The 13,715-nt window shown below is 55.1% G+C and carries 12 protein-coding genes and 1 pseudogene; 7 read left to right on the forward strand and 6 right to left on the reverse strand.

Annotated features, from left to right (window positions below):
* Positions 1-4: 4 nt before the first annotated feature.
* Both RAE04_RS07950 and RAE04_RS07955 read left to right on the forward strand, forming a co-directional pair.
* The gene (locus RAE04_RS07950) at positions 5-1,279 is read left to right on the forward strand and encodes an oligosaccharide MFS transporter (RefSeq protein ID WP_317026991.1); all 1,275 of its coding nucleotides are present in this window, start codon (positions 5-7) and stop codon (positions 1,277-1,279) included.
* A gap of 57 nt (positions 1,280-1,336) precedes the next feature.
* The gene (locus tag RAE04_RS07955; RefSeq protein ID WP_317026992.1) at positions 1,337-2,773 is read left to right on the forward strand and encodes a glycoside hydrolase family 32 protein; all 1,437 of its coding nucleotides are present in this window, start codon (positions 1,337-1,339) and stop codon (positions 2,771-2,773) included.
* A 355-nt stretch (positions 2,774-3,128) separates the two neighbouring features.
* On the opposite strand, the gene RAE04_RS11735 is transcribed toward RAE04_RS07955, so the two are convergent.
* On the reverse strand, positions 3,129-3,380 hold the full coding sequence (locus RAE04_RS11735; RefSeq protein ID WP_410493258.1) for a hypothetical protein: 252 nt from the start codon (positions 3,378-3,380) through the stop codon (positions 3,129-3,131).
* 734 nt (positions 3,381-4,114) lie between these two features.
* Here RAE04_RS11735 and RAE04_RS07965 point away from each other — a divergent pair.
* Both RAE04_RS07965 and RAE04_RS07970 read left to right on the forward strand, forming a co-directional pair.
* The gene (locus RAE04_RS07965) at positions 4,115-5,593 is read left to right on the forward strand and encodes an anaerobic C4-dicarboxylate transporter (protein WP_317026993.1); all 1,479 of its coding nucleotides are present in this window, start codon (positions 4,115-4,117) and stop codon (positions 5,591-5,593) included.
* 16 nt (positions 5,594-5,609) lie between these two features.
* The gene (locus RAE04_RS07970) at positions 5,610-6,953 is read left to right on the forward strand and encodes a M20 family metallopeptidase (protein WP_317026994.1); all 1,344 of its coding nucleotides are present in this window, start codon (positions 5,610-5,612) and stop codon (positions 6,951-6,953) included.
* A gap of 500 nt (positions 6,954-7,453) precedes the next feature.
* Here RAE04_RS07970 and RAE04_RS07975 read toward each other — a convergent pair.
* Positions 7,454-8,658 (reverse strand): annotated as a pseudogene (locus RAE04_RS07975) (IS3 family transposase).
* A gap of 284 nt (positions 8,659-8,942) precedes the next feature.
* Between RAE04_RS07975 and RAE04_RS07980 the strand changes: the two are divergent.
* Entirely contained in the window at positions 8,943-9,434 is a 492-nt protein-coding gene (locus RAE04_RS07980) for a YbjN domain-containing protein (protein WP_317026995.1), read from the forward strand.
* Positions 9,427-9,939, forward strand: coding sequence for a YbjN domain-containing protein (locus RAE04_RS07985; protein ID WP_317026996.1), 513 nt, complete (start codon positions 9,427-9,429; stop codon positions 9,937-9,939). The genes RAE04_RS07980 and RAE04_RS07985 overlap by 8 nt, the downstream gene beginning before the upstream one ends.
* A gap of 87 nt (positions 9,940-10,026) precedes the next feature.
* Here the strand turns inward: RAE04_RS07985 and RAE04_RS07990 are convergent, their stop codons facing one another.
* The 3 genes from RAE04_RS07990 to efp all read right to left on the reverse strand — a co-directional run bounded on the left by RAE04_RS07990 (position 10,027) and on the right by efp (position 12,197).
* A complete protein-coding gene (locus RAE04_RS07990) occupies positions 10,027-10,881 on the reverse strand; it encodes a PPK2 family polyphosphate kinase (RefSeq protein WP_317026997.1) in 855 nt (284 codons plus the stop codon).
* Between the two features lie 111 nt (positions 10,882-10,992).
* Complete coding sequence (nusB, locus tag RAE04_RS07995; protein WP_317026998.1) at positions 10,993-11,622, reverse strand: transcription antitermination factor NusB; 630 nt, start codon at positions 11,620-11,622, stop codon at positions 10,993-10,995.
* Between the two features lie 11 nt (positions 11,623-11,633).
* A complete protein-coding gene (efp, locus tag RAE04_RS08000; RefSeq protein ID WP_284836199.1) occupies positions 11,634-12,197 on the reverse strand; it encodes an elongation factor P in 564 nt (187 codons plus the stop codon).
* A gap of 253 nt (positions 12,198-12,450) precedes the next feature.
* On the opposite strand from efp, the gene RAE04_RS08005 reads away from it, so the two are divergent.
* Complete coding sequence (locus tag RAE04_RS08005; protein ID WP_317026999.1) at positions 12,451-13,347, forward strand: GDSL-type esterase/lipase family protein; 897 nt, start codon at positions 12,451-12,453, stop codon at positions 13,345-13,347.
* Here the strand turns inward: RAE04_RS08005 and RAE04_RS08010 are convergent.
* Positions 13,344-13,715 (reverse strand): M24 family metallopeptidase (locus RAE04_RS08010; protein ID WP_317027000.1); only part of this gene is annotated, 372 nt, incomplete at its 5' end. The two genes, RAE04_RS08005 and RAE04_RS08010, sit on opposite strands and share 4 nt — an antisense overlap.

The raw sequence follows: 13,715 nt of genomic DNA on the forward strand, positions 1-13,715 counted from the left end.
AACCATGAACAGGTTCGGGCAACAATTTGCCAACCCGTCCTACCGATTCGGGTCGGCATCAATCTTTCTATTTTTCGCTGCGTGGGGAATTTGGTGGTCCTTCTACCAAATCTGGCTCACCTCAGAATCTGCCGGGATTGGACTCAATGGTTCCCAAGTAGGAACCGTCTACGCCATCCAAGGCGCTATCACCATGGTTTTGATGGTGGTCTACGGCATGCTTCAGGACAAGCTCGACTTGAAGCGCCCTATCACCATCTTCATCGGTATCGCGGCCACACTCGTCGGCCCATTCGTTGAGTTCATCTACAAGCCGCTGCTCCAGAGCAGCTTCCTCCTTGGCGCAATCGTCGGCTCACTCATCATCGCCGCTGGCTTCGTAGCGGCCGCCGGTCTCCTCGAAGCCTATGTTGAGCGCTTAGCCAACCGTACAAACTTTGAGTACGGCCAGTCCCGCATGTGGGGGTCCTTTGCATACGCCATCGTCGCCCTCGTCGCTGGGCTCTTGTTCCCCATCAACCCGATGCTCAACTTCTGGGTCGGCTCCGCATTCGGTTTGCTCTTCCTTCTAACGCAGCTGTTCTGGCGCCCAGAGGAAGCCACCCAGGAACGTTCCATCGAAGAAGTCGCTGCAACCACACCTCCTGTCGCCGAAATGGTCGGCTTGCTGAAGAATTCGCACGTATGGAAAGTCATCGTCGTTGTCTTCATGTCGTGGACTTTCTACACCATCTTCGACCAGCAGATGTTCCCGGACTTCTACACTTCGCTCTTCAGCAGCCCCGAAGTAGGCCAGCGCGCTTACGGCACCCTCAACTCCATTCAGGTGTTTGTTGAGGCCGCAATGATGGGCCTCATCCCTATCCTGCTACGCAAGCTGGGTGCCCGAAACACCCTGCTGCTCGGTATCGGCGTGATGTTCATCCGTATCCTCCTGTGCGCGGTCTTCACCGGTCCGGTCCTGATTTCCGCGGCCAAAATGCTGCATGCACTGGAAGTTCCGCTGTGCATTCTGGCTATCTTCAAGTACTTCGCCATCCACTTCAACAAGGCACTGTCCGCCACGTTGTACCTGGTTGCCTTCCAGCTCTCCTCGCAGCTCGGCAACGTCATCATGTCCAACCCGCTGGGTTCCCTCCGCGACAACATTGGTTACCGGCCGACCTTCCTGGTCATTGCCGGCTTGGTCCTCGTGGCCGGTACCCTCGCATTCTTCCTCCTCAAGAAGGACACCGAGGAAGTCATTAACCCTGAAGAACTAGAACCCGCACGCCAATAGCATTTCCACAGCTATTGCTCTACCCGCCCTATCTACTACACAGAGAAGGAAAATCTCATGTCAGAACCTATCCAGCTCAGCAATGACCGGTGGTACCCACAGTTCCACATCACAGCACCAAGCGGTTGGATCAACGATCCGAACGGCCTGAGCTTCTTTAAAGGCCGATACCATGCGTTCTTCCAGCATCATCCCTACTCCGCCACGTGGGGCCCGATGCACTGGGGTCATGTCTCCTCCACTGATCTGATTTCTTGGCAACATGAGCCCATCGCACTAGCACCCGGCGAACCAGGCGAGGATGACACCGACGGTGTCTGGTCCGGGTCAGCCGTGGTCCACGATGACACCCTGTATGCGTTTTACACCGGCAATCGCTGGGTCAACAGTGTTGACGACTCTGAAGGCAAGTACCAAACCCAGATGCTGGCTACCTCGACAGATGGCATCCACTTCACCAAACATGGTGCCGTTGTTCCACCGGTTGCTGCCGACGCGCGTGATCCTAAGGTCTTTTGGGTTAAAGACCGCTGGTACATGACTATCGGCGCAAGCATCGATGACCGCGGACACGTACGCTTCTATTCCTCTCCAGATCTCCTTAATTGGACCGAGGAAGGCTCTCTCTTTGAGGATCCAGATTCCACGGTCTTCATGATTGAGTGCCCTGATTTCTTCCCTCTCGGCGATAAATGGGTTCTGCTCTACGGGCCGATGGTGAATAAACCGGTCCGATCCGGCTACGCGCTTCGCAATGGACACAACGCCGGCTACGTTGTGGGCTCCTGGACCCCTGGCGAGAAGTTCGTACCGGAAACCTCCTACCGCCCGCTCGATTGGGGACACCACTTCTACGCCACCCAATCCATGGAGGCACCCGACGGCCGGCGCATTGCCTTCGGCTGGATGGGAGAATTCGCCAATCCCCTTGGCAGTCAGGCCGACGGCTGGTCGGGACAACTGGCGATTCCCCGTGAACTCACTCTTGATGATGATCTCACCCTGGTAAGTACGCCGGCAAGAGAACTCTCGGCTCTCTTCGCATCTCCAACTACTCACAATCGCTCGCTCGGCGCGAACAAGGGATTCGAGGTTTCTGACATTCCTGCTGCCAAGCTATCTGTGAAGGTTGACCTGGATAAAGACGTGCCGCTGCAGGTGCCGACATGCGAACAGGTGGTCTTAAGCTTTACACGCGGTTCTTCATCGGCGACGAAGCTTATGTTCGACACCTTGGCGCGACGCGTTCATCTTGTCCACGGCGACCACAACGACGCCGGGCGCGGTTACCGCTCCGCTCCGTGGACGCCCGGTGAAGACCTCACCATTTACCTCGATAAGGGGTCAATTGAGGCCTTCATTGGGGAGGGAAGAGAAACCCTGTCCTCTCTCGACTTTGAAGGCGAAGGAAACCGAACACTTAGCGTCGAAACGGTTAACGGTCCCGCAGATGTCACGGTCCATATCGCGGCGCTCACGCCCGAAAGAGATTAAGGCTGCTAACACCAGAGTCCATCTGCTGACTCGACGGGATTAAGAGAGGACGAACGGTAGTCAGACCAGGGCCAACGCCGTTCGTCTTCTTCCTTTCACGGCCTAACATGCGATTCACAGACACTGGGGATCATGGTCGACGGCAGCTAAATGACCTCCTCGATTTCCACAACGGGGTGGAGTGTTAGAAAGTAGAGTTGATGACTACTTCCAAGCACCACGCAAATGGCACCGGCGATAGTGGGCAGGGTCGGCGCGGATAAGCAGTGCAGCCACCAAGTCCGACGGCACCGCCTAGAGTTAGGTCCTCGCGCTGTTTGCGACAGCCATGGGTGCCGGCATCCTGTCCCTGCCTCTACAGGCGCTCATCTGAAAGCGCCAACTTCACCGCAGACAGCTGATAATCCAGCGGGTCCGCCAGCATCTGCGTGGCCACCTCCAGCTGCTTTTGGTATAGCGGCACCGGCGTGCGGCGCAGCGTCGACTCCAACCACAAGCGAGTATGCCGAAAGTGCGAAGACTCATCCAGGGTCACCGTGACATTGGCCGGGTCGAAGACCGTAATGTCATCGAGCGCCGTGAAGAAGGTAGCGGTGGTATCTCGCACGTAATCACTCACACCACGGGCACGAATGCGTAAACCATCAGTGGTACGGGTGACATTACTGACCAGTCAGTGCTCATCACGGCACTCGATGGTCACGCCGGGGGCGAGCTGAGAAAAATCGGAGGGACTCATGAATTCTAAGGTAGCAGCGGGGTCGGACGTGAACGGGGATTTGCGAGACTCAGGAGTTCGAACGAGGCAGGACGAACTATCTGCTTATTCAAGAGTTAGCCTCAGACCTCCAGCCACAACGTCAGAAAGCGGCACCGAGAGCCCTGACTCTGTTATTTTTGGATCCAAGAGAGATACCGCCTAGGTAGGAGCGGGCGCTAAAACAATGAACTTTCCACACGGGAGAAGCTTTATACCTCTTCGTTAGATGCGCGTTGAGGAAAATGTTGGCTAGTTCCACGGACTCGACCCCTCCGTATTCTGGTTGGTTATCGCTGGGGAATTAAATACAGCTAGCTTTGATCAATCGAGGAATGTCGAAAAGGCGAAAAAAGTCAGAATCTAGCTAGGCATTTCAGCTCATTATAAATTTCCAAGACGCAACTGTTGCCGAGTCTCTCACTCCCCGACTCCAAGCTCGCAACGGAGGCGAATAATGAGCAGCCACGAATAGTTTGCCTCCAACGAGTGCGCAAAATCATACTGCTTTATTCCATATCACCTCCTCCAACCCATTATCAAGCCGCTAAGATCGAGCTATAACTACCGCAGAGGAGGATCTAATGGCTTGGATTCTAGTTGCTGAGCTCGCGGTAATGCTGGCGTGCATTTGGCTAGGCTCGCGGCACGGCGGCATTGCCCTAGGCTTTTGGGGAGGAATCGGGCTCCTTATTCTTTCATTCATATTTCGGGAAACCCCCGCGAAACCGCCTGTCGACGTAATGCTAATCATTCTGGCCGTCACATGCGCAACTGCAACTATGCAGGCCGCTGGCGGAATCGCCTTTTTTGTGCGAATGGCCGAAAAAATCATCAAACGCTACCCAGAGCGAATTACATTCATCGCTCCTCTGGTAGCTTATATTTTCACATTCGCTGCAGGCACAGGTCACATCCTTTACCCCCTGTTGCCGGTAATCCACGACACAGCTCTCCGCAATGGAATACGACCCGAACGCCCGATTTCCGTCAGCGTTGTGGCTAGTTTGCAAGGCATAACCGCTTCACCCGTCTCGGCAGCAATGGCCGCATTTATCGTGGTAGTGGAAGCGTCAGGGTATTCCCTTCCCAAGATTATGCTTATCGCAGTACCCTCGACTCTCGTAGGTGTCTTGGTCGCCTCGCTCGTGATGTTGCGTTACGGCAAAGAGCTCGAAGACGATCCCGAGTTTCAACGTCGTGTCGCCGCTGGTGAAGTCGAAGATATCCCCCTCTTAGTTAAGGCCCAGCGGAAAGCAAAACGGGACAATATTTCAGTCGAAGACGCAAAGAATCGGCTCGCCCCAACAGGAGCTAGAACTGAGAGCGCAACCGACATCAGCGAGGGAGCGTCGGCCAGTGTAGGTGCCGATGGACGACTGGAAGAAGACATTACAGCGGAAAGCAACGGTGCAAAGCCAGGTGCCCCAAGAATCACGGCAGCGATTTTCTTAGCAACAGTCGTACTTGTGGTTATATTTGGAGCAGTCCCAAGCTTACGTCCTCCCGGAGAGGACGGCGAACCCCTGAGCATCGCTATTCTTCTACAGATTCTTATGCTTTCGGCCGCTGCAATAATGGTGGCGGTTACGAACGTCAAGGTCGGGGCGATCGCAACGTCGTCGATAGCAAAAACGGGGCTAATCGCCATCGTGGGCATCTTCGGTCTAGCCTGGCTGGGCCTAACTGTGATCCAAGCCAACGAAGAACTTATCGTGGGCGGACTTGAGGGAATGGTAACTAAATATCCGTGGATGTTTGCGGTAGCCCTGTTTGCTTGCTCAATCGTCCTGTTCTCTCAGGCTTCAACCACTCGAACTCTGATGCCACTGGGGCTTTCCCTTGGCTTGGGACCTGCAATGCTAACTGGAATGTGGCCCGCTGTGAACGGCGCCTTCTTCCTCCCCACGTACGGAACCATTGTTGCAGCGATGAACTTCGACCGTACTGGCACCACCCGCATCGGAAAATTTGTCTTCAACCACTCTTTCATGCTCCCCGGTCTTGTGGCTATAGCCGCGGCTGTGGCAACGGGCATGACTCTCGCCACCATCATTGGTTAATAGAAAGGAATTCATCATGTGTAAGACACACGAACCAACGGCGCCAAACCCTGCGTTTACTCAGCATCTAGCTAACGAGACGCAGACAGCAAAAGAAACCATGCGCTATCATGCCCCGACAGCAACAGGCGCTCCGGACGATCTTTCCCAACGATTGGAAGAACTCGTCGATGCCCACTCTAAGACAATCGTAGGATTGTCCCAGTACCTCCATGCAAACCCAGAGACAGCGTTTGAAGAGCACGGCTCGGTAAAGCGAATTACCGAAATTTTAAAGGACCATGACCTCGACGCCAAAGTTGGAGTATACGGAGTAGATACCGCGTTTGAATCCCACCTCACCAATGGCGAGGGACCGACTATTGCTATTTTGTCGGAGTATGACGCTCTACCGGAAATTGGTCATGCATGTGGCCACAATGTAATGGCGGCTACTGGGCTCGGAGCGTATCTAGCCCTAGCCGATCTGCTCCGGGAAAACCCCTCCGCTTTCGAAGGCACTGTGAAATACATCGGTACACCGGCAGAAGAAGGCTCATCTGGTAAAGAAGTTATGGCTCGGGGAGGAGCTTTCAAACCGGAAGATATGGATGCATGCATTATGGTCCATTCCTACGGCTACGATTTAGCCGACCAAGTTTGGCTAGGCAGGCGCGTTCTTCGAGTTACATTCCAAGGAGTTGCTGCGCATGCATCGTCACAGCCGTTTATGGGGCGCAATGCTCTTGATGCAGCGGCCCTGACTTATCAAGGGCTCGCCGTGCTCCGACAGCAGATCCCGCCTTCAGATCGTATTCACGCGATCATCACTAAAGGTGGTACTCGCCAGTCCATTATCACCGAAGAGGCCGAAATGACATTTTATGTCCGCTCAAAGTATCCAGATACTTTGAAGGACTTGTCTAGAAGGGTCGAAAATGTCGTCCGGGGTGCGGCTACCATGACCGACTGCGGCGTCGAAATAGAATGGGACTATAGCCCTGCAACACTGGGAGTTCGAACCAATGATCAACTAACGTCTCGGTGGGTAGAAGCTCAGCGTCGCCGCGGACGCGAACCGCTACCGCGCGGAGTAGTCTCCGAAATTCTTGCGGCATCGACTGACTTTGGAAATGTATCGTACCGCGTCCCTGGAATCCACCCGCTCATCAAGGTCGCCAACGAAGATCAGGCCCTTCATACACGCGAATTTGCTGAATCGGCAGGAACCAAGAAGGGCGACCGAGGCGCTGTAGATGGCGCATACGGTTTAGCCCAAGTCGCTTTGGACTTCCTAACCGACGAAGCGCTGCGAAAGGCAGTAAAGGATGAATTCGAGGCCGAAGGTGGTTCCATCGATGTCGAACATTACTTTGACTAAGGCGTAGTAACTAACGGTTGGTCAACACTTCGGTGTTCGCCAACCGTTTGCGCAATTCGTTCATTTATTGAAATCCAGGATTCACCACAGGGATCTGGCCCCAACTTTACGTTTCAGTACCAATGAATGCCGAGGTTGGCACGATTTTCGCCAGCCAACTGGAGGCCCGCACCTACGAGTATCACCCTGAAATTTGCCGTAAAAAGTACGGAAGAAAACCGCGGAACTTGCACAGGCGAGGTAAAAAATTTGGCAAGAATGATCTGGGTTAGTGTGTGGTATCGACGGGAGACACCAAAACCATTTTGTTTCACCCCCGTGCGCAATATTGAGGACTGTGAAGAAGCGCTCGAGAGCCACGCTCCGCATGTCAATTGCACGACCAAGTTTCGCAAAGAGACTGCTGCAATTGCTAGTTGGCGCAAGTGTTACCAACGGTTATCAATCAACAGTCCATCATTAGGGCCTGGCCCCCGGAAAGTAGCCACGTCGGGGGTTAGCTATGCTGCTTGAGTCAGTGTAGCTGATGTGAGTGCTTCGAAGTCATCGGGGGCTAGAAGGTTGCACCAGGAGTGCCGCCTGCGCTTGTTGTAGCGCATGCACCACCGGAAGATTTCCTGGCGGCAGCTGATTGGACTTTCGAAGACTTTCCGATCACGCAGGACTTCACGCGTGAGAGTGGCGTTAAAGGATTTTGCTAGGGCGTTATCGGCACTCGTTCCCACTGCTCCCATGGATTGGCGCACACCAAGCTGGGCTCAGTGGTCCCTAAATGCCTGTGAGGTGTACACGCTGCCGTGATCGGGATGGAAAATTGCCCTTTTAAGGCTTCCGCGGACCTTTCTGGCATGAGACAAAGCTCCGATAACCAGCGATACCCGCATGTGATCCGCGAGTGCATGACCGACAAGTTTGCGCGAGTAGGCGTCGATGACCGTGGCAAGGTACATGTTCTTGCCGCCCTTGCAGGGCAAGTAGGTGATGTCGCCTACATAGATGTGGTTCGGCCTGTCAGCGGTGAATTTGCGGCCTACTAAATCTGGCATGACTCGGTGACCAGGCTTACGCTTGGTGGCGATGCGTCGACGCCGTTTCGTAAAACCTTTGAAGCCCTCTGGATTTCATGATGCGTGCGACCTTCTTGTGATTGATCGGGCCAAAGCTCGTATCGGCTTTAAGGCTTGCAGCGATGCGCTTAGCCCCGTAAAGACCATGCTCATCATCAAAGATGGTTGTAATCCTTGCACCAATAACGGAATCAGAATACATTTTTAAGCTGAGCTTTTCACGGGTCTGGGCCTATTTATAAAACGAGGAACGATTCAGCTTTAAAGCGTGGCACATCCGTGTGAGCCGAGTATTCGGTTCTGGGTCATAGACAAACTGGAAGCGGACCACCAGTGAGTCTCTTTAACCGAAGTATTTCGCGGCCTTGCGCAGGATGTCGCGTTCTTCGCGCAGTTTTGCGTTTTCTTTTGTCTCACTGGCGGATCCGTTCGGAATCATTCGCCATTTAGACTTTATCCTGCGCGGTTTTAATGCGGGCACGCTTTCCGGTGCCGTACTTCTTGACCCAAGAATGCAGCGAGGCACGGTTGATACCGAGCTCTGCTGATGCTGAGTTCAGCGAGAGGTCCTCATTGTTTTCATAGAGAGCCACGGCATCGCGTTTGAACTGTTCGGAGTACCTGACATGATGATCGATTACCTTTCTTCCCGGCCGGACTGGGCTGTATATCAGGTGTCCACCAAACAGGGGTCAGGCCCGTCCTTAGCTCGACAGTCTACTAACACGCATGTGCACCACTGGACTTGCAGAATGGGAAACTACAACCCGTCCTAATCGGCCGGTGGCCACGTCGAGCTGTGAGCCGAGTTATGGCCAAGACCCGCGACATTCCTGGACGGGCGGAAAGCATCAGTTCAGTTAGGTAAACTAGCAAAGGTTGACCTTTATCCCCGATTAGTACATGGATTGAGACTACTTAAGTGTCTGAAGAACCAACCCTGTATCCCGATACGCCGGTAGAGCCCGTAACTCTCGAGCGCATCGGCGAGATCTTTGCGTCTGAGAACCTGGAATATCGCCTCGAAGAGCAGGCAGTGAGCGATGAAGAAACCGTGCAGATCCTGCGCACTGGTTTCTCCAACGTCGCCATCGCCATGCAGGTGCGCGATGATGTGCTCGTGGCGGATTCTGTCTGGCGCGGCAACGTGCCTTCTTCTGAGGGCCCAAGCCTGCTGATGGTGCTCAACCAGTGGAACCAGCAGCACTTCGCGCCGACCCTGCGCTTCTTTGAGTCTGCCGAGAATAACCTCGCCGTCTCCGGCGTGCGCGAGATCAACATTGCCCACGGTTTGTCCCGCAACCAGATCGGCGCCTTCGTGATGTCCACGCTGGATTCTATGCTGCAGTCCTTCGCCTTCGTGGAAGAACACTACCCACAGCTCGTGACTTGGGAGGAGCACAACCATGACTAACGCCTCTACCGAAAACAATCTGCCGGAGATCACCCTTGACCGCGTTGTCGAGGCCATGCGCAGCTTCGATATCGAATTGACCAAGATGGACAGCGATATTGAGGCAGCTACCGCCAACCTCAATGGCCTGCCCACTATGTTCGCGGTCCTTGATTCCGTAGTTATCGTCCGTTGCGATGTGCCTACCGACGCCGCCTATTCCAAGGCTGACGCCGGCCTCTTTCTCGCGGCTAACCAGATCAACTCCGTCGCCTTCGGCGCCCGCGCAGTTATCTCGGAGCACGATGACATGCTCGTGGTGCGCACCGAGCGCGATATCCCTGCCGCTGCCGGCATGACCGATGAGCAGCTGCAGGCAGCCTTGAAATCTGCAGTAGACGGCGTAATCCGTGGACAGGACGCCATGGTCTCTGCTGCGGAAGAAATGGCCAAGCTTGGCTCCGAAACTGCTGGCAAGGCCGGCGCGGAAGGCAATAACTCCGGTGCTGGAGATGTCACGAGTTAACTAACGCCGCCTAAGAAGCAAGCTCCCTTAGCCTTCCATTCCTCATGCGGGATTGGGCGGCAGAAAGGGAGCTTTTCTTGTGGACATTCACTCGGCGTCGAGAATGCGCTGGCGTTCCTGCTCAGGATCAAAATCCGGTGCAGGCCAAGAAAGCTCTAGGTGGCGCAACGCGTCCACGATGAGGAATTTCAACGCCATGCGGGCGTATTTCTTATTGTCCGTGGGGAGGACATACCACGGTGCCCAGATTTCATCTGTTCGGCGAATGGCATCTTCATAAGCAGCCATGTACTCGTCCCAATATCCGCGCTCCTCAATATCGGATGGATCGTATTTCCAATATTTGTCCTCGCGTTCGGTGCGCTCCAGGAGGTTTTCTTTTTGGAACTGCGGAGAGATATGCAGAAATATCTTTAAAATCTTAACGTTGCGGCCGGCAAGTTCCTGCTCATAGTCCCGTATGGCTGCAATACGGCGGTCCACTTCGTCTTCGTCTACCCATTTATGTACCCGCTGGATGAGCACATCTTCATAATGGGAGCGGTCGAACGCCACAATCTGGCCCGGCAGGGGATCATGTTTGCGAATGCGCCACAAAAAGTCGTGCGCCAATTCCTCGTCCGTCGGTTTGCCAAAGCCCACAGTTTTGGTGCCTTGCGGGTCAAAGACCGAAAAGACATTACGGATGGCGCCGCCCTTGCCGGAGGTATCCATCCCTTGCAAAACCACCAATAAAGACGGCGCGCCATCTTCATGCGCGCGACCATTAGCAAAAAGACGCTCTTGGAGCTCATAAAGCTCTTCGTCGTATCGTGCAAAGCGAGCAGCAAGATCGGCCTTAGAGCCACTAAAACCTGGCGTAGCGGCATGGTCTACATCAGCGAGGCGGAAGTTCTTCCCTGCTCTCAGGCCCAGCGCATCATGAATCTTGAATTTGCCCATGCCTGCCATGGTACAAAAATACCGCCCGCCGCCAGCCTGGTGTTTCTACCAAGCCGACCGCAGGCGGAAAATTGGCTCACGATAAAAGGGCGCGAGTACTACTCGACGGTGCTACTCGGCCGAGTCTTCCGCAGATTCAGAATCCACATCAGTCGCGGTTGCGTTGCTCGCAGTCTCTGCCGATTCGGCTGGTGGAACGGCATCCGTCGTGTCCTTAGCCGCAGCAGCATCGTGTTCCTTTTCCTCCAGGCCCTGGTGCTCTGCAGACATCGGGCTTTCGGCGGAGCGGGACTGCGCCACATCGTCCAATACCGCGTGGATATACGGTGCTGCCTGCTCATTGGAGTACTGAGAGGCGATTTCTACGCCTTCTACTACAGCGGTGGCGGTAGGAATATCGGGATTGAAAAGTAGCTCCCATACCGAAACGCGCAGGATCGCGCGGTCAACGGCCGGAATGCGGTGCAGTTCCCAGTCCTCCGCAAGGAAGCGAGAGATGGTGTCATCGATGGCATCCAGCTCTTCAGCGACGCCCTTGATAATCACCTGCGTGTATTCGGCCACGGGCGCTACCGCATTGCGATCCTCACGTGCCAAGGCGATGCGATCCTCCACGATGGCGACGGGATCAACGTCCCTGTTTTCTGCTTCGTAGAGGATATCGGCAGCACGACGACGTGCACGGTACCGCGCGGTATGCCGCTTGTAGTTGATATCGCGCTTAGGGGTGTTATCAGACACAGTCAGATGCCCTAGTTGTTAACGCGGGAGAGGTACTCGCCGGTACGGGTATCAATCTTGAGAACGTTGCCGATCTCGATGAACAGCGGAACCTGGATTTCAGCACCGGTTTCCAGGGTGGCGGGCTTGGTGCCGCCGGAAGAACGGTCACCCTGCAGGCCAGGTTCGGTGTGCTCTACCTTGAGGTCTACGGAGATAGGCAGTTCTGCAAAGAGTGCCTCATCCTCGTAGAAGGAAACCTGAACGCGCATGTTCTCCAGCAGGAAGCGAGCGGCATCGCCGAACTTCTCCGGCGGGAGCTCGAACTGCTCGAAGGTCTTTTCATCCATAACAACGTAGCTGCTGCCATCGTTGTACAGGTAGGTCATATCGCGGCGGTCCACGGTAGCGGTCTCTACCTTCACGCCAGAATTCCAAGTCTTGTCCACGGTCTTACCGGAGACAACATCCTTGAGCTTGGTACGCACGAAGGCTGGGCCCTTACCCGGCTTCACGTGCTGGAACTCAACGATCTGCATCAATTTGTTGTCGATCTTCAGAACGAGGCCGTTCTTGAAATCAGTAGTATCAGCCATTGCGGTTAAACTCCCGAAAATTGTGGACTAAAGGTTGAAAACAATGTTTAAGCCTACCGGACAACTGCCCCATGGGGTATTACCGGTCCCCCATTTCTGCCCCACAGTATTCTGCGGAGTGGCTTTTGGGGCCTTTCGCCTGCCCAAGGTGGATTGACGCGCGGGCAATCAAAGGTTTTTATCCAGCAATAACTCGCTGTACGATAAGATTTTGCTTTATTGATTTTTCACATATCTACCAAGGATTTTTGCGATGCCTCTCAAGAAGCTTTACGCCGCGGCTACCGCTACTGGCGCAGCCGTAGCAGCACTCTCCGCCCCGCAGGCCATGGCGGCAGACGCGCAGACTGTGATGTTCGGCGATTCTGTCTTTGCCAACCCAACCTATGGCCAAATTGGCACCACCTCGAGCCTGTCCCCTTCGGCAAGCACTACGCTCTCTTCTGCCACCCACGGCATCGAAGACGCTCCTGGCGCGCCGTCCCCACAGGGTTGCCCGCAGGGTCAGAGTAATGTCGGCCGCGAATTAGGGCGCGTTTCAGGTCAGCACGTAGCCAACTACGCATGCTCTGCGGCGAAGGCCGCCGGCCGCTCACACCGCAAGGACTTCCAGGAACAGATCAACGGAGCCATTGCCAATGATGATCTCAATGGCGAAACGAAAAACGTTTTGATTCAGTTCGGCGCCAATGATTTCCAGGAAATCGTGCGCCCATCTCTTTCTTCTTCCAACCCCTACTACGACGGAATGAAGCATTCGATCCAGCGGATTCGCCACGCCGCCCCGAATGCCCGCATCACCGTTGTAGGCTATCCCGCTATCTCCGCCCGCAATGGCGCGGTATGCCCGCTGCGCACCTCCGCACCGGGTTCCTCTGAAGCCGGGTTCAACATGGACTACGCGGGCCTGGTTCGCACCGGTGAGGACCAGGTCAATAGCGCCATGTATAAGGCAGCACGCGCAAACGGCGTGCAGTACTACGACCTACGCGCCGATTCCATTGATCACGGCATGTGCGCGCCGGATAGCACCCGCTGGATTTCCGGCAAGTGGGAGTACTCCGTACCGCACAACCTCTTTAACCACCTCACGCACCTGGGCAACCAGAATGTCGCCCAGCTGCTCAATTCCAAGGTGCTGGCCCACTAGGCCGGCACTTCGGTGAACTCCTTCGTCGCGGCAGTGATGATCTTCGGCGCACCATCTGTGATGATGAGGGTATCTTCGATGCGCACGCCTCCCTTGCCCGGCACGTAGATGCCGGGCTCAATGGTCAAGGTCATACCGGCAGCGAGTTCACCCTTGCCGGTCTGAGCCGCGAACGGGGCCTCGTGGACGTCAAGGCCCACGCCGTGGCCCGTCGAGTGCACAAAGTACTCGCCGTAGCCGGCGGCGGAGATGACGTCGCGGCAGGCGGCGTCGACGTCGGCAAGCTTAGCGCCCGGCACCGACGCTGCCACGCCCGCCTTTTGAGCACGAAGCACCACGTCATAGATTTCCTTGGCAAAGTCATTCGC

This window comes from Corynebacterium sp. CTNIH16, from assembly GCF_032821655.1.
In the GTDB taxonomy this organism is placed as follows: Bacteria; Actinomycetota; Actinomycetes; order Mycobacteriales; family Mycobacteriaceae; genus Corynebacterium; species Corynebacterium marquesiae.

Excerpts from the sequence above, each read along its gene's own strand:
- RAE04_RS07950 (WP_317026991.1), top strand. The coding sequence starts at position 5 with ATGAACAGGTTCGGGCAACAATTTGCCAACCCGTCCTACCGATTCGGG.
- RAE04_RS07955 (WP_317026992.1), top strand. The coding sequence starts at position 1,337 with ATGTCAGAACCTATCCAGCTCAGCAATGACCGGTGGTACCCACAGTTC.
- RAE04_RS07965 (WP_317026993.1), top strand. The coding sequence starts at position 4,115 with ATGGCTTGGATTCTAGTTGCTGAGCTCGCGGTAATGCTGGCGTGCATT.
- RAE04_RS07970 (WP_317026994.1), top strand. The coding sequence starts at position 5,610 with ATGTGTAAGACACACGAACCAACGGCGCCAAACCCTGCGTTTACTCAG.
- RAE04_RS07985 (WP_317026996.1), top strand. The coding sequence starts at position 9,427 with ATGACTAACGCCTCTACCGAAAACAATCTGCCGGAGATCACCCTTGAC.
- RAE04_RS07990 (WP_317026997.1), bottom strand. The coding sequence starts at position 10,881 with ATGGGCAAATTCAAGATTCATGATGCGCTGGGCCTGAGAGCAGGGAAG.
- efp (WP_284836199.1), bottom strand. The coding sequence starts at position 12,197 with ATGGCTGATACTACTGATTTCAAGAACGGCCTCGTTCTGAAGATCGAC.
- RAE04_RS08005 (WP_317026999.1), top strand. The coding sequence starts at position 12,451 with ATGCCTCTCAAGAAGCTTTACGCCGCGGCTACCGCTACTGGCGCAGCC.